The sequence below is a fragment of the Bradyrhizobium sp. RT6a genome, from assembly GCF_040547675.1.
Taxonomy (GTDB): domain Bacteria; phylum Pseudomonadota; class Alphaproteobacteria; order Rhizobiales; family Xanthobacteraceae; genus Bradyrhizobium.
Map to the genome: position 1 here is coordinate 209,451 of NZ_JBEPQC010000004.1, position 19,857 is coordinate 229,307.

The 19,857-nt window shown below is 64.3% G+C and carries 23 protein-coding genes; 16 read left to right on the forward strand and 7 right to left on the reverse strand.

All coding sequences use genetic code 11. The features are described 5' to 3' along the window. Nucleotides 1-7: 7 nt before the first annotated feature. The 3 genes from ABIC03_RS22740 (at nucleotide 8) to ABIC03_RS22750 (ending at nucleotide 3,468) form a co-directional block, all read left to right on the forward strand. Nucleotides 8-1,252, forward strand: coding sequence for an acyl-CoA dehydrogenase (locus ABIC03_RS22740; RefSeq protein ID WP_354061218.1), 1,245 nt, complete (start codon nucleotides 8-10; stop codon nucleotides 1,250-1,252). 135 nt (nucleotides 1,253-1,387) lie between these two features. Continuing rightward, entirely contained in the window at nucleotides 1,388-2,632 is a 1,245-nt protein-coding gene (locus ABIC03_RS22745) for an acyl-CoA dehydrogenase (RefSeq protein ID WP_354061220.1), read from the forward strand. A gap of 137 nt (nucleotides 2,633-2,769) precedes the next feature. Beyond that, nucleotides 2,770-3,468, forward strand: a complete 699-nt coding sequence (locus tag ABIC03_RS22750) for a nitroreductase (protein WP_354061222.1) — start codon at nucleotides 2,770-2,772, stop codon at nucleotides 3,466-3,468. 117 nt (nucleotides 3,469-3,585) lie between these two features. Here ABIC03_RS22750 and ABIC03_RS22755 read toward each other — a convergent pair whose 3' ends face one another. Together ABIC03_RS22755 and ABIC03_RS22760 are read right to left on the reverse strand one after the other, a co-directional pair. Next, nucleotides 3,586-4,134, reverse strand: coding sequence for a sigma-70 family RNA polymerase sigma factor (locus tag ABIC03_RS22755; RefSeq protein ID WP_007597240.1), 549 nt, complete (start codon nucleotides 4,132-4,134; stop codon nucleotides 3,586-3,588). Beyond that, a complete protein-coding gene (locus ABIC03_RS22760) occupies nucleotides 4,134-4,367 on the reverse strand; it encodes a NepR family anti-sigma factor (RefSeq protein ID WP_007597239.1) in 234 nt (77 codons plus the stop codon). The genes ABIC03_RS22755 and ABIC03_RS22760 overlap by 1 nt, the downstream gene beginning before the upstream one ends. 221 nt (nucleotides 4,368-4,588) lie before the next feature. On the opposite strand from ABIC03_RS22760, the gene ABIC03_RS22765 reads away from it, so the two are divergent. The 6 genes from ABIC03_RS22765 (at nucleotide 4,589) to ABIC03_RS22790 (ending at nucleotide 9,532) form a co-directional block, all read left to right on the forward strand. Continuing rightward, nucleotides 4,589-5,395, forward strand: a complete 807-nt coding sequence (locus tag ABIC03_RS22765) for a response regulator (RefSeq protein WP_007597237.1) — start codon at nucleotides 4,589-4,591, stop codon at nucleotides 5,393-5,395. A gap of 163 nt (nucleotides 5,396-5,558) precedes the next feature. Then, nucleotides 5,559-6,158: a nuclear transport factor 2 family protein gene (locus tag ABIC03_RS22770; RefSeq protein WP_354061225.1), complete on the forward strand. Its 600-nt coding sequence runs from the start codon at nucleotides 5,559-5,561 to the stop codon at nucleotides 6,156-6,158. A gap of 249 nt (nucleotides 6,159-6,407) precedes the next feature. Further along, entirely contained in the window at nucleotides 6,408-6,824 is a 417-nt protein-coding gene (locus tag ABIC03_RS22775) for a hypothetical protein (protein ID WP_354061227.1), read from the forward strand. Nucleotides 6,825-6,946: 122 nt separating this feature from the next. Next, nucleotides 6,947-8,824 (forward strand): molecular chaperone HtpG, encoded by a 1,878-nt coding sequence (gene htpG, locus ABIC03_RS22780; RefSeq protein WP_354061229.1) that lies wholly within the window; start codon nucleotides 6,947-6,949, stop codon nucleotides 8,822-8,824. Nucleotides 8,825-8,947: 123 nt separating this feature from the next. Next, nucleotides 8,948-9,229, forward strand: a complete 282-nt coding sequence (locus ABIC03_RS22785; protein WP_275170973.1) for a DUF3551 domain-containing protein — start codon at nucleotides 8,948-8,950, stop codon at nucleotides 9,227-9,229. A 33-nt stretch (nucleotides 9,230-9,262) separates the two neighbouring features. Beyond that, on the forward strand, nucleotides 9,263-9,532 hold the full coding sequence (locus tag ABIC03_RS22790) for a DUF3551 domain-containing protein (RefSeq protein WP_354061231.1): 270 nt from the start codon (nucleotides 9,263-9,265) through the stop codon (nucleotides 9,530-9,532). A 45-nt stretch (nucleotides 9,533-9,577) separates the two neighbouring features. Here the strand turns inward: ABIC03_RS22790 and ABIC03_RS22795 are convergent, their stop codons facing one another. Beyond that, entirely contained in the window at nucleotides 9,578-9,760 is a 183-nt protein-coding gene (locus ABIC03_RS22795) for a hypothetical protein (protein ID WP_354061233.1), read from the reverse strand. Nucleotides 9,761-9,890: 130 nt separating this feature from the next. Here ABIC03_RS22795 and ABIC03_RS22800 point away from each other — a divergent pair, with 130 nt between their 5' ends. The 5 genes from ABIC03_RS22800 to ABIC03_RS22820 all read left to right on the forward strand — a co-directional run bounded on the left by ABIC03_RS22800 (nucleotide 9,891) and on the right by ABIC03_RS22820 (nucleotide 14,510). Further along, nucleotides 9,891-11,705, forward strand: coding sequence for a long-chain-acyl-CoA synthetase (locus tag ABIC03_RS22800; protein ID WP_354061235.1), 1,815 nt, complete (start codon nucleotides 9,891-9,893; stop codon nucleotides 11,703-11,705). A gap of 140 nt (nucleotides 11,706-11,845) precedes the next feature. Further along, nucleotides 11,846-12,091, forward strand: coding sequence for an acyl carrier protein (locus ABIC03_RS22805; RefSeq protein ID WP_007597226.1), 246 nt, complete (start codon nucleotides 11,846-11,848; stop codon nucleotides 12,089-12,091). Continuing rightward, a complete protein-coding gene (locus ABIC03_RS22810) occupies nucleotides 12,078-13,460 on the forward strand; it encodes a class I adenylate-forming enzyme family protein (protein ID WP_354061239.1) in 1,383 nt (460 codons plus the stop codon). Before ABIC03_RS22805 ends, ABIC03_RS22810 begins: the two co-directional genes overlap by 14 nt. After that, on the forward strand, nucleotides 13,453-14,175 hold the full coding sequence (locus tag ABIC03_RS22815; RefSeq protein WP_354061241.1) for an SDR family NAD(P)-dependent oxidoreductase: 723 nt from the start codon (nucleotides 13,453-13,455) through the stop codon (nucleotides 14,173-14,175). The genes ABIC03_RS22810 and ABIC03_RS22815 overlap by 8 nt, the downstream gene beginning before the upstream one ends. Before the next feature lie 125 nt (nucleotides 14,176-14,300). Next, nucleotides 14,301-14,510 (forward strand): hypothetical protein, encoded by a 210-nt coding sequence (locus ABIC03_RS22820; RefSeq protein WP_354061243.1) that lies wholly within the window; start codon nucleotides 14,301-14,303, stop codon nucleotides 14,508-14,510. 4 nt (nucleotides 14,511-14,514) lie between these two features. Here ABIC03_RS22820 and ABIC03_RS22825 read toward each other — a convergent pair whose 3' ends face one another. Next, on the reverse strand, nucleotides 14,515-14,892 hold the full coding sequence (locus tag ABIC03_RS22825; protein ID WP_354061245.1) for a ribbon-helix-helix domain-containing protein: 378 nt from the start codon (nucleotides 14,890-14,892) through the stop codon (nucleotides 14,515-14,517). Between the two features lie 224 nt (nucleotides 14,893-15,116). On the opposite strand from ABIC03_RS22825, the gene ABIC03_RS22830 reads away from it, so the two are divergent. Beyond that, on the forward strand, nucleotides 15,117-16,256 hold the full coding sequence (locus ABIC03_RS22830; RefSeq protein WP_354061247.1) for a DUF3095 domain-containing protein: 1,140 nt from the start codon (nucleotides 15,117-15,119) through the stop codon (nucleotides 16,254-16,256). Nucleotides 16,257-16,260: 4 nt separating this feature from the next. Here ABIC03_RS22830 and ABIC03_RS22835 read toward each other — a convergent pair whose 3' ends face one another. The 3 genes from ABIC03_RS22835 to ABIC03_RS22845 all read right to left on the reverse strand — a co-directional run bounded on the left by ABIC03_RS22835 (nucleotide 16,261) and on the right by ABIC03_RS22845 (nucleotide 18,795). Further along, nucleotides 16,261-16,695 (reverse strand): DUF2147 domain-containing protein, encoded by a 435-nt coding sequence (locus ABIC03_RS22835; protein ID WP_354061249.1) that lies wholly within the window; start codon nucleotides 16,693-16,695, stop codon nucleotides 16,261-16,263. 104 nt (nucleotides 16,696-16,799) lie between these two features. Next, complete coding sequence (locus ABIC03_RS22840; protein ID WP_354061251.1) at nucleotides 16,800-18,185, reverse strand: MATE family efflux transporter; 1,386 nt, start codon at nucleotides 18,183-18,185, stop codon at nucleotides 16,800-16,802. Nucleotides 18,186-18,267: 82 nt separating this feature from the next. Continuing rightward, on the reverse strand, nucleotides 18,268-18,795 hold the full coding sequence (locus ABIC03_RS22845) for a GNAT family N-acetyltransferase (protein ID WP_275170983.1): 528 nt from the start codon (nucleotides 18,793-18,795) through the stop codon (nucleotides 18,268-18,270). A gap of 238 nt (nucleotides 18,796-19,033) precedes the next feature. On the opposite strand from ABIC03_RS22845, the gene ABIC03_RS22850 reads away from it, so the two are divergent. Further along, nucleotides 19,034-19,630, forward strand: a complete 597-nt coding sequence (locus tag ABIC03_RS22850; protein WP_014491764.1) for a superoxide dismutase — start codon at nucleotides 19,034-19,036, stop codon at nucleotides 19,628-19,630. The last annotated feature ends 227 nt before the right edge of the window (nucleotides 19,631-19,857 follow it).

The window sequence follows — 19,857 nt, forward strand, 5'->3', positions numbered from 1 at the left end:
CAACGTCATGAACTTCGACGATACCCCGCACGAAGCTGAATTTCGCGCCACTGCTCGCGCCTGGATCGCGGCCAATGCACCGAAGCAGTATGAGGAAGAGCTTCGCAAGTCCTCCCTCGGCCGGACGCAATTGAAGAACGCCAATATTCTGGAAGTGGCAAAGGCCTGGCAGAAGAAGAAGGCAGATGCGGGGTGGGCCTGTCTGCACTGGCCGAAGGAGTATGGTGGCCGCGGTTCGTCGCCGATCGAGCGTGTGATCTGGCAGCAGGAAGAGGGGCCGTTTGGCCAGCTATCCCGCATGTTCATCATCGGCCACGGCATGTGCGGGCCGACCATGATGGCGTTCGCGCGCGAGGAGCATAAGCGCGCCTATCTGCCGCCACTCGCCTCCGGCGAAAAGGTCTGGTGCCAGCTGTTCTCCGAGCCCGCCGGCGGCTCCGACGTCGCGGGCCTGCGCACGCGCGCCGAGAAGGATGGCGATGACTGGGTGATCAACGGCCAGAAGATCTGGACGTCGGGCGCGCACTACTCGGATTACGGCATCCTCTTGACCCGCTCCGATCCGACCGTGCCCAAGCACAAGGGCCTCACCATGTTCTTCCTGGATATGAAGAGCCCGGGCGTCGAGGTGCGGCCGATCAAGCAGGCGAGCGGCGCTTCCGACTTCAACGAGGTCTATTTCACCAATGTCCGCATTCCCGATCATCAGCGCCTCGGCGAGGTCGGTGACGGCTGGAACGTCTCGCTGACCACGCTGATGAACGAGCGCAGCGCGATCGGGGCGGCCGTCTCGACCGGCTTCCCCGAGCTGTTCGACTATTGCTCGAGCCTGATGCTGGACGATGGCCCGGCAATCGAGGACCGCGCGGTGCGTGCGAAGCTGGCGAACTGGGCGGTGAAGGCGAGTGGGCTGAAATACACCAGCATGCGCGCGATTTCCGCGCTGTCGAAGGGCGAGCGACCGGGGCCGGAAAACTCCATCGGCAAGCTGGTGGCGGGCTCGATGATCCAGGACGTTGCCACCTACGCGCTTGACTTGCAGGGCGCCGCCGGCGTGGTCAGCGGCGAAGATGCCGAACTCGCCGGCCGTTTCCAGGCGATGCTGCTGCGCGCGCCGGGCACGCGTGTCGAAGGCGGCACCGACGAGATCATGCGGAACATCATCGCCGAGCGGGTGCTGGGCCTGCCCGGCGATATGAGGGTCGACAAGGACGTGCCGTTCAACAAGATCCCGACGAAGGGAAGAGGCTGATCGTGTCCCGGACGCGGTGCGGTACGAAGTACCGCGCCGCAGAGCCGGGACCCAGAAAGCTGCAATGGCCCCGGCTCTGCAGCGCACCGCTTCGCGCTGAGCAGCGTCCGGGGCACGAGAGAGGAGAGTTCGAAGATGAATTTCGACGACACCCCGCAGGAAGCCGCATTCCGCGAGACCGCGCGCAAATGGGTCGAGGCCAACGCGCCGAAGGAGTTCTTGGCTGAGCTGTCAAAATCCTCGCTTGGCCGCATCCGGCTCGCCAACCACGACATCGTCGATGTCGGCAAGGCCTGGCAGAAGAAGAAGGCCGAAGGCAATTGGGCCTGCCTGCATTGGCCCAAGGAATATGGCGGCCGCGGTGCGACGCCGATCGAGCGTGTGATCTGGCAGCAGGAGGAAGGCGTCTACGGCAAGCTGACGCAGCCGTTTCAGATCGGCGAGGGCATGTGCGGCCCAACCGTTATGGCTTTTGGCAGCGAGGACGCCAAGCGGCGCCATTTGCCAAAGCTGGCCGCGGGCGAGGAGATTTGGTGCCAGCTGTTCTCCGAACCGTCGGCCGGGTCTGACGTCGCCGGCTTGCGCACACGCGCGGAGAAGAAGGGCGACGATTGGGTCGTCAACGGCCAGAAGATCTGGACCTCCGGTGCGCACTATTCCGACTACGGACTTTTGATCGCGCGCACCGATCCCAATGTGCCCAAGCACAAGGGTCTCACCATGTTCTTCCTGGACATGAAGAGCCCCGGCGTCGAGGTGCGCCCGATCAAGCAGGCCAACGGCATGCAGGAGTTCAACGAGGTCTATTTCACCGACGTCGTCATACCCGACAGCCAGCGTCTGGGCGCCATCGGCGAGGGCTGGAGCGTGTCGCTGACCACGCTGATGAACGAGCGCATGTCGATCGGTTCGCGGCTTGCGACCGGCGTCCCCGAGATGTTCGAGTTCTGCTCGAATCTGATGCTGGAGGATGGTCTCGCCATCGACGATCCCGCCGTGCGCTCAAAACTTGCGAGCTGGGCGGTGAAGTCGAGCGGGTTGAAATACACGAGCTACCGCGCGATCTCGGCGCTGTCCAAGGGCGAGCGGCCGGGGCCGGAGAATTCGATCGGCAAGCTCGTCTCGGGCATGATGCTGCAGGACATCGCGACCTATGCCATGGACCTCCAGGGCGCGGCCGGCGTTCTCACCGGCGCGGACGAGGAGACCGTGCAGGGCCAGTTCCAGCAGATGCTGCTGTCCTCGCCTTCGATGCGCATCGCAGGCGGCACCGACGAGATCTTGCGCAACATCATCGCCGAGCGCGTGCTGGGATTGCCGGGCGACATCCGCGTCGACAAGGACGTGCCGTATAACAAGATCCCGACCAAGGGACGGTGATCTAGCCTCTCGCTGCATCTCGTCGGGTGGGCAAAGCGAAGCGTGCCTACCATATGCAGATGCGCCGAGGTAAGTCTGTCGGTGGGCACGGCGCTATGCGCCTTCGCCCACCCTACGAGAAAAGTGCGAGCTGATCCATGGACGCTGCAGTCAATCAGAACAACCGGATCGGCGTACTCGAAGAGCTGCTCAACGAGCGCTATTCGGTGCGTGCCTTCCTGGCCAAGGAAGTCGATCGCGCGACGATCGAACATTTGCTGACCACCGCACAGCGCACGGCGTCCTGGTGCAACAGCCAGCCCTGGCAGGTCGTCATCGCCAGCGGCGAGGCCAAGGAGCGTTTCCGCAAGCTGATCTACAAGGAGGCTTCGGGCGGTCTCGGGGACGACTATGATTTCACGCCGCCGCGCGAATATCTCGGCGCCTATCTCGAACGCCGCCGCGAGAGCGGTTTTCAGCTCTACAACACGCTCGGGATCGCGCGTGGAGACAAGATGGCCTATGCCAAGCAGGCGCTGGAGAACTACAATTTCTTCGGTGCGCCGCATGTGGCCATCATCCACACCGACGAGCCGCTCGGCATCTACGGTGCGATCGATTGCGGCGCCTATGTCTCGAATTTCATGCTGGCCGCGCAGGCGCTCGGGCTGGGCACGATTCCGCAGGCGGCGTTGGCGCGCCACTCCGGCCTGATCCGCCGCCATTTCAATCTGCCTGCTGACCGCCGCATCGTTTGCGGCATCTCGTTCGGCTATGCCGACAACGCCCACAAGGTCAACAGCTACCGCACGTCGCGTGCGAGCGTGGCCGAGACCGTGACCTTCGTGGACGAATAATCGATGCGGCGCAGGCGCCGCCGCATCACGTTTCAGACGTGATCACGTCAGACGTGCGAAGGTGGCCGCTGGAAGCGGCCGCCTTCATCGCGGTCTCAGTCCGATTGAGGCCGGCCGTCAGCCGCCGCTGCCGCCGATCACGGCGCGAATGGTCTCGTCGGGTCCGAAATCCTCGGCGCCGTCGACATAGAGCAGCGCCGCGAGCTTGGAGCGCGCACGGTTGACGCGGCTCTTGATCGTGCCCACTGCGCAGCCGCAGATCGAAGCCGCATCCTCATAGGAGAAGCCGGAGGCGCCGACGAGGATCAGCGCTTCACGCTGGTCCTGCGGAAGCTTGTCGAGCGCCGTGCGGAATTCCTCGAACTCGAGATGGGCGTTCTGCGAGGGCTGCGTCTTCAGCGTCTTGGCATAATTACCTTCGGCGTCCTCGACTTCTCGCCGCCGCTTGCGATAGTCGGAGCGGAACAGGTTGCGCAGGATCGTGAACAGCCACGCCGGCAGATTGGAGCCTGGCTGGAACGAGTCGATGTTGGCGAGCGCGCGCAACAGCGTCTCCTGGACCAGATCGTCGGCGCGATCGGCATTGCCGCTGAGCGAGATGGCGAACGCGCGCAGACTGGGCACGGCCGCCAGGATGTCGTTACGCAGGGAGTCCGTGAGAGGCATCAATCCCTCCCATTGTTGTTGTCGTTAGAACCGCCACCATTTTCCACTTGGGGTGTCGCTCCCGGCGCATCAAGTTTCTTGATCAGTTCCGCGAACCGGTCCGGAACCCCCTGCCGCACCACGTCGTCGTACATGGCGCGCAGCTGGTGCCCGATCCGGGACTGGATCTCCGGAGTGAGCCCTCCCTTACCGGGGGTCGTGCTTTTGCTGGCTTGAGACTTGAGATCTTTCATGACCTGTTCCACGTTTCCCCGAGTTAAGTAACTGTAAAATCGAGAAGTTCTCTCAACCGGGAGCCGTTCCCTGGATAGGCTCAATGCGAGCTGCGAGAAAAAGTTCCGCCCCTATGCGGAACTTTTCTCAGTCTGACGCGTAATCAGCCCAGCAGGGGAACCCGGGCCCCCCGCCTAACGCCTGCACGTCAAGGTCGGCCCGAAGATGATATGGAGTGGGGATGTCCCGTTCACAGCTCGTTGCTGAACACTTGCCGTTGTTGCGCCGGTACGCACGCGCCCTGACGGGCAGCCAGTCCTCCGGTGACGCCTATGTCGCAGCCATGTTGGAAGCCATGCTGGGAGATCCGTCGGTGCTCGACGAGAGCCACGGGCCGCGCGCCGGCCTGTTCCGGCTGTTCACCCAGATCTGGAATTCCGTTTCCGTCAACGACGATTCCGAGGTGACGAACCTGCCGATGCCGCCGGAGCGACGGCTGTCGAACATCACGCCGTTGCCGCGGCAAGCCTTCCTGCTGCTCTCGCTGGAGGGTTTTTCGGAAGAAGAGGTCGGCTACATTCTCGGCACCGACGTCGGCGAGACGCGCCGGCTCGCGGATGCCGCAGGCCGTGAAATGGCCGCCGAGATCGCCACCGACGTGCTGATCATCGAGGATGAGACCTTCATCGCCATGGATCTCGAAAGCCTGGTGAAGAATCTCGGCCACAATGTCGTCGGCGTCGCCCGCACCCACGCCGATGCGGTCGCGCTGGCAAAGAACAAGCGGCCCGGCCTGATCCTCGCCGACATCCAGCTCGCCGACGGCTCGTCGGGCCTCGACGCCGTCAACGAGCTGCTCCGCACCTTTGAGGTGCCGGTGGTGTTCATCACTGCCTATCCCGAACGCTTCCTCACCGGCGAGCGTCCCGAGCCGGCGTTCCTGATCTCGAAACCATTCCAGCCGGCGATGGTGTCGGCGGTGGCGAGTCAGGCGCTGTTCTTCCAGCGCAACTCCCGCAACCGCGCGCCGAAAGTGCCGGCGGCGTAAGGAAGCGCCTACGCCCGGCATGTGACGAAATCCCGATCCGGCGTGCTGCAAGGTGCGCCGGATTTTCGTTGATCAGGTTGCCACGCTTGACGGCCATCGAATTCACCGCTCATACCTCGCGCAGCGGCCGCGTTGCAGCCGCAGTGCCATCGGAGACGTGTTCATGGACCAGCAACTCCTCGACCGCCTCGCCATCCGCGACCTCGTCGAGAACTGGGCGGTGTGGCGCGACGCCGGCGATTGGGAGCGCTTTGCCACGGTCTGGCATGAAGAGGGCTGGATGTCCGCCACCTGGTTTCAGGGGCCGGCGCGGGATTTCATGAAGGTGAGCCAGGAGGGGTTCGCCAAGGGCGTGCGCATCCTGCATTTCCTCGGCGGCTGCAATATCGATCTCGAGGGGGCGCGCGCCATCGCGCAGACCAAGATGACCATCTCGCAGCGCGCGCCGGTGCACGACGTGCCCTGCGACGTCGTCTGCACCGGGCGCTTCTACGATTTCCTGGAGAAGCGGCAGGGAAAATGGGGCATCGTCCGCCGCCAGCCGATTTACGAGAAGGACCGGATCGACCCGGTCGACCCGGCCGCGACACTTCAGCTCGACCAGAAAGCCCTTGCCGCGCTGCCGGAAGGCTACCGCCACCTCGCCTACATGCAGGAGCTGATCGGCTACAAGGTCAAGCGCGACATGCCGGGCCTGACCGGGCCTGAGGTCGAGAAGCTCTATGGGGAGGGGCGGGAGTGGCTCGCGGGGAAGGCGAACTGAACTCCAGACAAAAGTAAGGCGCGACTGGCATCACCACAGTCGCGCCCTACGTCGCCGGCTTATGGGGCAGGGGGGAATAGCCGGCTGTTGAGACGACTCCCGTCCGCGAAAGTCGTTCCAGGCGGTTGCGAAATTTTCGCGCGGACCGTGCCCTTTTCGCACACGGTTAAGTGATCTCAACGACTGAGAACTCTGGGTCCTCTCCTCGCGTTGTTCCCGCGATCGCCATGGGGCGAGGGACCGACAGCCATGTCACAGATTCAAAAGGTATTTTTAGGCGCCGTCGCGATCGCCGCGACGCTTGGCGCCGTCCAAGTCGGCGCCGTGCAGCTCGCCTCGGGCCATGATCTGGCCGACCGCTGGCAGGCGGTCGCTGACAAGCCGGGCCATAACGTCAATCGCTCCAGCAAAGCCGACCGGCTCGCCGACATCAAGCAGGCGGAGGTTCCGACCCGCACCGTGTCGATGCGGCTGAACGATCTGGCCGACACGTCGGTGCTGCTGCGGGTCCCCGCGGTGATCGAGACCGGCAACGCCAAGCCGCCGCCGGTGCTGCTCCCGGACCAGAAGCAGAGCCGCAAAAAGCCGACGATCGCCTGCGAGCCGATGGTCAGCTCCCTGACCGAGGTCGCAAAACTGCTCCAGCCCGGCCGCTGTGTGACCTGATCGGCGTTTGCCACGGACAAGTCGCCCTCCGCCGGGAGGGCGATGGCTGACATCTACTTGATCCCCTGCCACGTCGCGTTATATCCCGGGTTTCTTCCCCTTTCGATTGACCGGGTAAACGCATGACGACGTCAGACACGGCTGTGCATACGCAGCCCTTCCAGGCCGAGGTTTCCGAGCTTCTGCACCTGATGGTGCACTCCGTCTATTCCGAGACCGATATCTTCCTGCGCGAACTCGTCTCCAACGCTTCGGACGCCTGCGACAAGCTGCGCTATGAGGCGATCGCGAATCCGGCGCTGCTGGGCGAGGGCGACGCGCTCAAGATCCGGATCATTCCGAACAAGACGGCCGGAACGCTTGCGATCGCCGACAACGGAATCGGCATGGAGCGGCAGGAACTGATCGACCACCTCGGCACCATCGCCCGCTCCGGCACCAAGGCTTTCGTGTCGAAGCTCAAGGAGGCCAAGGATGGTCTCGGCCTGATCGGCCAGTTCGGCGTCGGCTTCTATTCCGCCTTCATGGTCGCCGACAAGATCGTCGTGGTCAGCCGCCGCGCCGGCGAGAGCGACGTCTGGACCTGGACGTCCTCGGGCGGCTCGGGCTTCGAGATCGCGCGTGCCAGCGAGGAGGATGCGGCCCGCGTGCAGCGCGGCACCGAGATCGTTCTGCATCTCAAGGACGATGCGAAGAAATACCTCGAAGCTTACGAGATCGAGCGCATCGTCGGCGCTTATTCTGACAACATCCTCTTCCCCATCGAACTCGTGCCCGAAGAGGGCGAACCGCGTCAGATCAATTCTGCAAGCGCGCTGTGGCAGCGTTCGAAATCCGAGCTCACGCCGGAAGACTACAAGAAGGCCTATCAGCAGATCGCTTCCGCCTTCGACGATCCCGCGATGACGCTGCATTATCGCGCGGAGGGGCGTTACTCCTACGCCGTGCTGCTGTTCGCGCCCTCGACCAAACCGTTCGACCTGTTCGAGCCAAACCGCAAGGGCCGCGTCAAGCTGTATGTCCGCCGCGTCTTCATCACCGACGATGCCGATCTGCTGCCGGGCTACCTCCGCTTCATCCGCGGCGTCGTCGACAGCGAGGATCTCCCGCTCAACATCTCCCGCGAGATGCTTCAGAACAATCCGCAGCTCGCGCAGATCCGCAAGGCCGTGGCGACCCGCGTATTGTCCGAGCTCGAAAGCCTTGCCGAGAAGGATCCGGAGAACTTCGCGAAGATCTGGGAGGCCTTCGGTGCGGTGCTGAAGGAAGGCATCTACGAGGATTTCGAACGCCGCGAAAAGCTGCTCGCGCTGTCGCGTTTCACCACGACTGCGGGCGAGAAGCGCTCGCTCAAGGACGTCATCGCCGATTTCAAGCCGAACCAGACCGAGATCTATTATCTCGTCGGCGACAGCATCGAGCGGCTGAAGTCGAACCCCAGGCTCGAGGCGGCGACTGCGCGCGGCATCGAAGTGCTGCTGCTGTCCGATCCCGTCGATGCCTTCTGGACCTCGATGCCATCGGAGTTCGACGGCAAGCCGCTGAAGTCGCTGAGCCAGGGCGACCTCAACCTCGACCTGATCCCGCGCGTCGACGAGGCGGACGAGGCGAAGAAGGACGAGCCGGCCGCCGACGAGGCCGCCACCATCGCAGTGATCAAGGCCGCGCTCGGCGAGCGCGTCAGCGACGTCAAGGCATCGACGCGTCTCACCAGCTCCGCCTCCTGCCTTGTTGCCGACAGCCAGGGACCGAGCCGCGAGCTCGAGCGCATCCTGGCCCAGCAGAACCGGGGCATGCGCACCAAGCCGATCCTCGAGATCAACCTGCGCCATCCGCTGGTCACAGCGATCACCAAGGCTCAGGCCGGCTCGAAGGCGGTCGACGACCTCAGCCTGCTCCTGCTCGAACAGGCGCAGATCCTGGACGGCGAGCTGCCGGAAGACCCTGCCGCGTTTGCGGCCAGGCTGAATCGGCTGGTGTTGCAGGGGCTCGGCGGGTAGCGGTCGGACCACACTCACCTTGGCGTCATGTGCGCTGAGGAACGGTCGCCTCTGCCGTGGTGTTATGCCATACGAGATCGTCGGCATCCGGGCCGCCGACATGAACGATTCGAGGATTTCTCCATGCGTTTGCCGATCCTGACCCTCACTGCGATTGCCACGCTGTTCGTGGCGGCAGATGCCAGCGCCCAGACCTACGATCCACGTTACCCGGTGTGCATGCACGTCTACATGCCCGGCGGCTTCGGCGGTGGCGGCGGCGACTATTTCGACTGCTCCTTCACCTCGCTGCCGCAGTGCCGCGCCACGGCCTCGGGCCGCTCGGCAAGCTGCGACGTCAATCCCTACTATGCGTTCGACCAACCCCCGCCGCCGCCGCGCCGGCGCCACAAGAACGTGCACTAGCGATCCGCAATGCGGCCTTCGGGGGAAATTTTCATGCGTCGCTCATTCGGCCTGATCATGACCGTCGGTGTGCTGCTCACGGCCGCGCCGTCGCATGCGCAAACCTTTGATCCGCGCTATCCCATCTGCATGCACGTTTATTCCGGTGCGAACAGCGGGGGCGGGGAGTGGTACGATTGCTCCTTCACGTCGCTGCCGCAGTGCCGCGCCACCGCTTCGGGCCGCTCCGCCACCTGCGATCTCAATCCGTATTATCCGTTCAACGCACCGCCGCAGCGCTTGCGCCATCAGCGCGGCGGCTAGCGCTGCGCGGATCCAGCGCTCCCGCGTCGCGTGCAGGTGCGGTCGCTACTCCTTCCGGATGTCCGACAGCTCCACCACCTTGCGCCAGCGGTCGGTCTCCGCCGTCAGCATGCCGCCGAACTCGCCTGCATTGCCGTGCAGCGGGATTGCGCCGAGGCCGGCGTGTCGTGCGGAGCGCCGACACCGTAGAACGAACTCGTCTCGTAGCCGGTGAGCGTGCCCGCGCACGCCGATCCCACGGATTAGTAAAGGATCGCTAGAGTTAATCGCGCGCTAACCCGGTTTTACCTTGTCTCTTAACACCTGGGCAGGGCGTGCGAGCTAAGCTGCCGAGAACCAGCAGACACGTTCCGAAAGAATGAACGGCATGACAATCGGCGTCATCGAGCAACCGAAAGCCGCGCGCGCACCTTCGGCTTCGAAAATCTGGCTGAACGCGATCGAGCTCACCGCAACGATCGAGACGTTGCCGGGCCGGCTGTTCGCCGACGTCGTCGATGATTGGGCGCAGCGCCAGCCCGATCGCATTGCGCTGGCCACCGATGACGCGAGCCTCGACTATAAGGGGCTTTCGAAGCGCATCAATCGTTATGCGCGGTGGGCGCGCTCGGCCGGCGTGGCCAAGGGCGACACTGTCGCGCTGATCATGCCGAACGGCATCGATTATGTCGCGGCCTGGCTCGGCATCAGCCGGGTCGGCGGCGTGGTCGCGCTGATCAACACCAAGCTCGTAGGCCAATCGCTCGCGCATTGCATCGGAGTGGCAAAGCCCGCTCACATCATTGTCGCGCACGAGCTTGCGGAGGCGCTGGATGGCGCGTCGCCGCACCTGAAGACGGAAGCGAAGGTCTGGACCCATGGCGATGCCCGCGGCGAGCGTCCGATCGATGTCGCGCTTGCCGCCCTCGATGACGGGCCGCTTTCGCCGGACGAGCGTGGCGGCGTCACCATCGACGACCGGGCGCTGCTGATTTACACGTCCGGGACGACCGGCCTGCCGAAAGCCGCCAGCATCAGCCACCGCCGCATCCTCAACTGGGGCTTTTGGTTTGCCGGCCTCACCGGCGCGACGCCGCAGGATCGGCTCTACGATTGCCTGCCGCTGTTCCATTCGGTCGGCGGCATCGTCGCGCCATGCAGCATGCTCGCCGCCGGCGGTTCGGTGGTGATCGCGGATAAATTCTCGGCGTCGAATTTCTGGCCCGACATCGTGCGCCACGACTGCACGTTGTTTCAGTATATCGGCGAGCTCTGCCGCTATCTGCTCAAGGCCCCTCCGTCGGAATACGAGAACCGGCATCGCTTGCGGCTCGTATGCGGCAACGGACTTCGCGGTGACATCTGGGACGATTTTCAGGCGCGTTTCGCCGTTCCGCGCATCCTCGAATTCTACGCGGCGACGGAAGGTAATTTCTCGCTCTTCAACGTCGAAGGCCAGCCCGGCGCGATCGGCCGCGTTCCGCCGCTGCTCGCGCATCGTTTCCCCGCCGGTCTCGTCAAGCTCGATTCCGATAGCGGCGCGCCGCTGCGCAATGCCGATGGGTTTTGTATCGCCTGCGCGCGCGGCGAGGCTGGCGAAGCCATAGGCCGTATCGGCACGGCGGATGAGGGCGGCGGTCGCTTCGAGGGTTACACCGAGGCGAGCGAGACCGAGAAGAAGATCCTGCGCGATGTCTTTGCCAAGGGCGATTCCTGGTTCAGAACCGGCGATCTGATGCGGCTCGACGAGAAGGGCTTCTTCCACTTCGTCGACCGCATCGGCGATACCTTTCGCTGGAAAGGCGAGAACGTCGCGACCTCGGAGGTCAACGACGCCGTGCGCGATTTCACCGGCGTGATCGACGCCACCACCTATGGCGTCAGCATCCCCGGCACCGACGGCCGCGCCGGCATGAGCGCGATCGTGATCAACGAGGGCTTCGTCCTCGAGGGGCTGCCCGCCCATCTCGCACAGTGCCTGCCGGCCTATGCTCACCCTGTCTTTATACGCATCTCGCGCGAGCTCGATGCGACCGAGACGTTCAAGCAGAAGAAGGCCGAGCTCGCGCGCGAGGGATTTGATCCCCGCGCGGTCTCCGATCCTCTGTTCATGCTGGACCCGAAGGCCGGCACCTATGTCGCGCTGGACGCGGAGGCCTGTACGCAAATCAACGAGGGCACGATCCGGCTCTAGCCGCGCGAAAATTTGGAGATAGGTCCAATTTTATCCGAATTGTCCAAGAAGCCATTTACTTCTGTCGGGTAAACAAGCGGCCAAGGGAGGCGGTCATCAAGAACCGCCGCAACACGAACGACAACAGAAGCGAGCCAGCCATGTCGGTACGGTCTAAGGTCATTGAAGCGATCCAGCAGATCGCCAAGGAGCAGCACGTCGCGCTTCCCGCACTCTCGGACGACCTGTCCCTGCACGAGACGGGCTTCGACTCGCTCGCCTTCGCCATCCTGGTGGCGCGCCTCGAGGACGAGACCGGCGTCGACCCCTTCACTATTTCCGAGGACGCAGCGTTCCCCGCCACCGTGGGCGATTTCGTGCGGGCCTACGAAAATGTCCCCGCGTGAGATCTTTGCGCTGCGCGACCATCTCGGCGCGGAGCTGACGGGCCGCACGCTGTCGGACGCGCACGATGTCGTGTCGCTGACGGATATTCTGTCGCAGACGGTCCTGGGTGGCCGCCTGCGCGAGCTGTCCGGCCGCGCGGTGCTGCTGAAATTGTCTGACCAGCTCCGATCGGGCCTTGCCATGATCGAGCTCGACGGTATTGCCCGTCGCATGCTGCTGTGTCCGCCCGATCTCAACCCCGCGCATCTCGATGCGCTGATCGCGGATGCCGAGATCGATGCCGTCGTCACCGACGAGCCCGATCGCTGGGCCGAGACCGGCGTGCCGCTGGTCGTCACCGCACAGCTGCCGCTTCAAGCCACTGCGCCGGCCAGGACCGAACGCGCCACGGAATGGCTGATGCTCACTTCGGGCACGTCGGGCGTGCCGAAAATCGCTGGCCATACGCTGGAAGCACTCACCGGCGCCATCGTCGCCGAGGGTCCGGCGCGCGGACCCGCGCCGGTATGGGCGACGTTCTACGACATCCGCCGCTATGGCGGCCTGCAGATATTCCTCCGCGCCGTCCTCTCGGGCGGCTCGATGGTGCTGTCCGACCCGCATGAGGCGCTCGCCGATCACGTCACGCGACTGAACGCGCGCGGCGTCTCCCACATCTCCGGTACGCCCTCGCACTGGCGCAAGCTGTTGATGAGCGGCTCGGCCGCGCAATTCGCGCCGCGCTATGTCCGCCTCTCCGGCGAGATCGCCGACCAGGCAGTGCTTGACGGCCTGAAGACGGCGCTCCCGAATTCCTCTGTCGGCCATGCCTATGCATCGACCGAGGCCGGCGTCGGCTTTGCCGTCAATGACGGGTTGGAGGGCTTTCCGGCCGACTATCTCGGCAACCGCAACGGCGTCGAGATGAAGGTCGTCGACGGCTCGCTCCGCATCCGTTCGACACGCACGGCGCATGCCTATATCGGCCGCGACACGGCTGCGCTCACCGATGCAGACGGGTATGTCGACAGCGGCGATATCGTTGAACTTCGCGGCGACCGCTACTATTTCGTCGGCCGCCGCGGCGGCATCATCAATATCGGTGGGCTGAAGGTTCACCCCGAAGAGATCGAGGCGGTGATCAATCGTCATCCCGACGTGCGGATGTCGCGGGCGAAGTCACGCAAGAGTCCGATCACCGGCGGCATCGTCGTCGCTGACGTGATCCTTGCCGACGGTACCGATCCGGCGCGCACGAAAGAGATCCGCGACCAGATCCTGGATCAGTGCCGCGCGCAGCTCGCGTCCCACAAGGTGCCGGCGGTGATCCGCTTCGTCGAGGCGATCGACGTCACCCCGGCCGGCAAACTGGCGCGCACCGATGCATAATGTTCTCGTCACCGGCGGCAGCCGCGGTATCGGCCTTGCGATCGGGCAGCGGCTCGTCGATGCTGGCTACAACGTGATCGCGGCGGCGCGGCGCGAGAGCGACGAGCTCAAGGCGGCGATTGCCGGGTCGGGGGGGCGCCTGCATTTCCGCGCCTGCGACCTCGCCGTCATCGACGCGATCCCGGCTTATGCAAAGCTCGTGCGCGACGAATTCGGCCCGATCTACGGCCTCGTCAACAATGCCGGCCTCGGCACCGAAGGCCTGCTCGCGACCATGCACAATTCCGAGATCGAGGCGCTGGTGCAGCTCAACGTTCTGTCGCCGATCATTCTCACCAAATATGTCGTACGTCAGATGATGGCCGATGGGGCCGGCCGCATCATCAACATCTCCTCGATCATCGCGACGACAGGCTATAACGGCCTCTCCGTTTATGGTGCGACCAAGGCCGCTGCCACCGGCTTCACCCGCTCGCTCGCTCGCGAGGTCGGCAAGCTCGGCATCACCGTGAACGCGATCGCGCCCGGTTTCATCGACACCGAGCTGACGCACAATCTCTCCGACGATAGCCGCAAGCGCATCGCCGGCCGCAGCGCGCTGCGCCGCCTGCCGGAGACCGACGACGTCGCGCGCATGGTGGAATATCTGCTGGGAGAGGGCGGCCGCAATGTGACGGGTACCGTGTTCACGGTCGACGCGGGCAACACGGCGTAGGCGGAACTCCACCGCCACAATTGCATTGATCCGGCGCAATGACATCATCCGGATTTGGTCGTAAGATGCCGCGCAATCGATTGGCTTACGTCAATCGATCTGCCCTAATCGATAGGGAGCAGTCCATGACCGCTTCGAACCCGGGCAAGGCGTCGGCAAAGCGCGCACAGCAAAGCGACGTTCACGGCCAGCCCGTTCACTGCGAGCCGATGTCTCATCAGAATTCCGGTGATCACGGTTACGAAATGTATCCGCAGAAATTCGTGCGTCTGGTCGGCTGCCACGACGTACCCTCATCTGCGCTGCGCAAGCGTCAGGACGAGAAGCTGCACTAGACATTCAGGTCCGGTGCTTCGGCAGATCAATCCGTTCGTGTGAGAACTCCGGCGGGCCGTCGGTCAGGCGGCGGATCCGGCGCTCGCGTTCGTCTTCAGACAGGGCAGGATCGAGCAGTCCCTCGAGTTCATGCACCGCAAGCTCTTCGATCCTGGTGGCATCCGAAGCGAGCGGGTGCCCTGGCGGGAGTGCCGGGGGCGCGACCTTCAGGCCCAGCTCGACCAGCGTGCGGATGGCATCTGAGCGCGACAGGTGATGGGTTTCGGCCCAATTATCGACGGCCGCGGTCAGGCTTTCCGGCATCTTCACCGCGCTGATCGGATCACGCCCGGTGCGTCGGCTTACCGGAGCGATGGGGTCCTTCCTGTCGGAGTCGGACACGTCGATGTTCCCGCGCTACCATGTCAGATCATCGAGACTAGACGCCATTTGCGCGCAGCTGCTTGATGCCGATCAATGACCTTGTGTGGCATTGCAGCGCGCCCTCATCTTGTTGTCCGGGTCTATTTCGGCCAAGGGTTGCAAGGGCGCGCCCCGGCGAACCCGAATCGATTCTTCTACGTATGTCTCTTTGGACGTGCGTCCCAACGATCCGGTATCATCCGATGACATCAGCGTTCTATAGCGGCATTCCGGTCTTTCGCGGCTTCACCAGCCTGATGGACCCCGCTTTGTATTCGCCGCTGCCCGACGACTGGAGCGTCGGCGTTGCCGACATCGTAGATTCCACCAAGGCTATCGCGGCGCAGCGCTACAAGGCGGTGAACATGGCCGGTGCCGCCGTGATCGCGGCGGTGACGAACGCATTGGAGGGACGCGAATTTCCCTTCGTGTTCGGCGGCGACGGCGCGAGTTTCGCGGTCGCGCCGGGTGATCTCAACCGCGCGCACGAAGCGCTGGCCGCGACCGCGACCTGGGTGCGGGAGGATCTCGATCTGACGATGCGTGTCGCGCTGGTGCCGGTCAGGGCTATCCGCGCTCAGGGCCTCGACGTGCGCGTCGCGCGCTTCGGTCCATCGGCCAATTTGTCCTATGCGATGTTCTCCGGTGGCGGGCTCGCTTGGGCTGACGCGGCGATGAAGCGCGGTGAGTTCGCGGTCGCGGAAGCGCCCGCGGGCACGCAGCCCGATCTCTCCGGCCTGTCCTGCCGTTTCGAAGTGATGCCGGCCGCGCGCGGCCTCATCTTGTCGGTGCTGGTGATGCCGGCTCTGGGCGCCGACCCGCGGGTCTTCCGCAAGGTGATCGAGGACGTCATCCATCTCGTCGAGCGCAGCCCGGACGCCGGTCGGCCCGTGCCGCCGCAAGGGCCGCCGCTGACATGGCCGCCGCAGGGACTGGAATATGAGGCGCGCACCATGCGCGGGGGTCCGCTGCTCGCACGCCGCGCCCGGGTGCTGGCCTACACGCTTTTCGTCTATCTGATCATGCGCTTCGATCTCAAGGTCGGCGGCTTCGTGCCGAAGCTCTATACGCGGCAGGTCGTGGAGAACTCCGACTTCCGAAAATATGACGACGGCCTGCGCATGATCCTCGACTGTACGCCGGAGCTCGAGCGCGCCCTCAGCGATCGTCTCGCGACTGCCGCGCGCGACGGCATCGTGCGCTACGGTCTCCACCAGCAGGACGCCGCGATGATGACCTGCTTTACCCCATCGCCGCTGCGCAGCGACCACGTCCATTTCATCGACGGCGCGCGGGGTGGCTACGCCTCGGCTGCGACGGCGCTGAAGGCGATGATGGCGTGAAGCGCTAGCGCCCCGCGCGCGTCCAGGTCTCGCCGCCGCAGAGCGCGCCAACGCAGCCTTCGACCCGCAGCGAATCCGCTGATGTCACCGTCACGCTGCTCGCATAGGTGCTGCCGTCGTCGGCATTGTAGATCTGGCCCGACCATTTGTTCGGCCCTGAAGGCTGCATGCCGCTGAACAATGGCAAGCCGATCATCGGGCGCCTGGCGAGGGCGGGATTGGGATTCTTGCTGTCGGTGGCAGGCAGGCCGGTCGCGGTGTCGTGGGGTTCACGCAGCCAGACGACGTTGCCGCAGATGTCGCCGCCGCATTTGCTGATCTTGACGCGGGCATCGCCGGCCTGGGTCAGCCAGGTCCCGTCGACGCTCTGCGCATGGGCGGCAGTCGCGCCAAGGAGCGCAGCCAGAAGGACGATGAGAGCAGCGAATCTTGAAGTCATGGAGAGAGCCCCGAAATGGAGCGCCTCCATAGCAGCCCAGCAGGATAGTGCAACGCTGGATGGAATCACATTCCTGCGTTTATTTGCCTGCGTGTAACCTGCGCTCATTTGCCCCAGCGCACCAAGGCGACCGAGCCTGCGGTCGAAAGCCCGAACACCGCCATGGCGCCGCCGACCAGCGCGAACAGGGTCCAGGCTGGAGCCTGTGCCATCATGAGGGTGCCTCCGCCGATGGCGACGATCAGTAGCCGCGCGGTGGAGGCGAGCACGGGACCGCCGACGCGCGCCGCGCCTTGCGAGGAGAAATACAGCGACACGCCCATGCCGAAGAACACGAAGGTCGGGCCTGCCCAGTGGAAATAGCTGTGCGCGGCGGCAGCAACGCCGGGATCCCTGGTGAAGAGCGAGACCCACAGTGACGGATCGAGCGCGATGACGAGCCCGATCAGGCCGACTGTGATTCCCGAGGCCGCGGCCGCGGTCCAGGCCACGCGACGCGCGCGTTTCACCTGTCCGGCGCCCATCGCCATGCCGACCATCGGCACCGATGCGATACCGAAGGCGAAGGTGATCGGGATCAGCAAGAATTCCAGCCGCGAGCCGATGCCGTAGCCGGCCAGCATCTCGGTGCCGAAGGTCGCCAGGATCTTGGTGAAGATCAAAATGGTAAGCACGGTCTGGAGCGGCGACAGGCAGGCGACCGCGCCGACCTTGAGGATGTCGAAGAACAACGCGCGATCGAAATGGAAGGCGCGGAAATCCAGCGGCAGCCGGCTGCGGCCGGACCAGAGATACCAGAGGAAAAAGATCGCAGCACAGGTGAACGCGATCAACTGCCCGGCAGCGACACCTGGCATGCCGAATTGCGGCACACCGAACAGGCCGAGCCCCAGCGTGCCGCCGAGCGCGATCTGGAGCACGCTCGTCCCGATCAGCGCCATCGAGGGCAGACGCATGTCGCCCGTGCCGCGGATCACCGAGGCCAGCGTGTTGACGAGCCAGATCGCGACCGCGCCGGAGAACAGCATTTGCGAATAGCCGCTGGCTTCCTCGAGCACGCGCTCGCGCCCGCCCAGCAGCGTGAAGAACGAGCGGCCGAAGACGAGCATCGTCACCGTGAAGAAAAGCCCGCCGCAGAGGCCGATGATGGCGGCATGCAGCGCCAGCGTCGCCGCACGGTTCCGGTCGCCTGCGCCGAGCGCACGGCTGATCGCAGACGAGACGCCACCGCCCATCGCGCCAGCGCTCATCATCTGGGTCAGCATGGCGAACGGAAACACCAGCGCGATCGCTGCCAGCGGGATGGTGCCGAGCCGGCCGATATAGGAGGTCTCGGCGATCGCAACCAGCGTGCTGCCGACCATCGCGATCATGTTGGGGATCGCGAGCCGCAGCAGCGTCGGCAGGATCGGTGCCGTCAGCAAGCTGGCGATGGGGGAGGTGACCGGGGCAGGCGGCGGCACGGCGTCTATGGAGGCGTCGATCGTCATGTGTCACCGCGCGGAATATTGGATGATGCTCGACATACTATATAGCGTGGAGCGCCGGCACCAGCCTCGCTTCACGCAGGGCTCACCAGGGCAGGCCGCAGAGGTCGATGGTGCCCAGCGTCGGCGCGCTGACGATATTGCAGACATAGGGCGCCATGTAGGTGAAGCGGATCCGCCCCTCCGGCTGCTCGCAATAGACCTCGCCCTTGAAGGGGAGCCAGCTGCGGGCCTGGTAGAACGCCACATTGTGCGGCTCGCAGAACAGCAGCGCGAAGCGGACCGCCTCGTTGGCGCGCATGGTATGCACCGCGGCATCGATCGCCATCGTCGCATAGCCGCGGCCGCGCCGGTCCTCCCGCGTGCAGACGCCGCCGATGCCGCCGATGTGAACCTTCTGCCCGTTCCAGGTGACGGTGCGGAAGTAGATGCCGACATGGCAGACGAGACCATCCTCGGGCGTCTCGATCAGCACGCGCAAATCGGCATTGGCCCATTTGACGTGAGCCCAGGGCTGCTTCCCGACGATATCAGGTCCGAAGACCGCCTGATGCAGCGGCTCCGCCATCCGCCACGAGGCGTCGCCGTTCAAAATGTCGATCTCGATGCTCATCGCTTGCTCTTTCGCATCTCCGCGCCGTCGGTGCGTTTCGTTCTGCCATAAGCACCTCAAAGGCAATGATATTTTGCGGCCCGGTTGAAACGCCCCACATCCTTGCGACGATTTTATGCAATCGGGCCAAGCCGCCGTACCGCGCCTTTTGGGAAATTCGCGGTATTTAACAGCCACGGAACCTTCTATAAGGGGTGACCGTTAAGTCTCGTTCCCCCATCAGTCGCGGACAACACCCATGACCTTTACGCTGCCCCCACTCCCCTACGCCTATGACGCCCTCGGGCAATTCATGTCGAAGGAAACGCTCGAATTCCACCACGACAAGCATCATCAGGCCTATGTCACCAACGGCAATAACGCGCTCAAGGGCACCGAATGGGAAGGCAAGTCCCTTGAGGAGATCGTCAAGGGCTCGTTCGGCAAGAACCCCGCGGTGTTCAACAATGCCGGCCAGCACTACAATCACATCCATTTCTGGAGCTGGATGAAGCCCAATGGCGGCGGCACCAAGCTGCCGGGCAAGCTCGAGAAGAAGATCAACGAGGACCTCGGCGGCTTCGAGAAGTTCAAGACGGACTTCCAGGCGGCCGGCGTCGGCCAGTTCGGCTCCGGCTGGTGCTGGCTCCAGGTCAAGAACGGCAAGCTCGAGATTTCCAAGACCCCGAACGGCGAGAATCCGCTGGTGCACGGCGCCACCCCGATCCTCGGCTGCGACGTCTGGGAGCACTCCTACTACATCGACTATCGCAACCGCCGTCCCGACTATCTGAAGGCGTTTGTCGAGAACCTGGTGAACTGGGAATACGTCGAGTCCCTGTTCGACAAGGCCTGAGGCTTCACTCCGTCATTCCGGGACGATGCGCAGCATCGAACTATGGTGCGGGCTCCCGCACCAGAGAATCTCGAGATTCCGGCTTCGGCTTTGCCGCCCCGGAATGACATAAACGAAAAGGCGGTCGCAGGCGCGGCCGCCTTTTTTGCTGTGCGGAATTCGCACTTCGCACGCATGGCCCTGCGCGAGGCGCGCATCGCTCCCGTCACCGTACTGTTTGCATCGCA